Origin of the sequence: Streptococcus sp. HPH0090 (assembly GCF_000411475.1) — a bacterium.
Classification (GTDB): domain Bacteria; phylum Bacillota; class Bacilli; order Lactobacillales; family Streptococcaceae; genus Streptococcus.
The window spans coordinates 21834-22354 of the sequence record NZ_KE150467.1 but is presented as its reverse complement, the minus strand read 5'-3'; the positions used below and the strand labels follow the sequence as shown (position 1 = coordinate 22354).

The window sequence follows — 521 nt, the reverse complement described above, 5'->3', positions numbered from 1 at the left end:
ACTAAGACTATCCCAGGTGAAGGAACATACACAGTAGCACCAGACGGAACAGTTACATTCGTACCAGAAAAATCATTCACAGGAACAGGAACAGGCGTGACTGTTAAACGTGTAGATAAGAACGGTACACCAGTAACAGCTAAGTACACACCAACAGTAACACCAGTAACACCAACTGCAACTCCAGCTGAATCAGTTGCACCTCAAGGTGTGGTTCAAACTGGTACTGTTACATTCACAGAAGGTGACCCAGTTGCACCAATCGACAAGGATACCATTACTCTTCTTGACGAAAATGGCAAACCAGCTGCATCAGTAGTTGCTAAATCACCAGAAGGTAAAGAAATCGGTACTTTCACAGTTGATAAGGAAACAGGTGTTGTAACATTCACACCAACTGACAAGTCATACTCAGGTGATGTTGTTCCAGTTAAGGTTCAAGCTAAAGATGCTAACGGTACTGCTGTAGAAACAACTTACACACCTAAGATTACTCCAGTAGTTCCAACAGGTGAAGATGT

The 521-nt window shown here is 42.8% G+C and carries 1 pseudogene; it reads left to right on the top strand.

What is annotated here, in order from left to right:
* Positions 1 to 521 (top strand): annotated as a pseudogene (locus HMPREF1481_RS10940) (CshA/CshB family fibrillar adhesin-related protein); the annotation flags it as partial.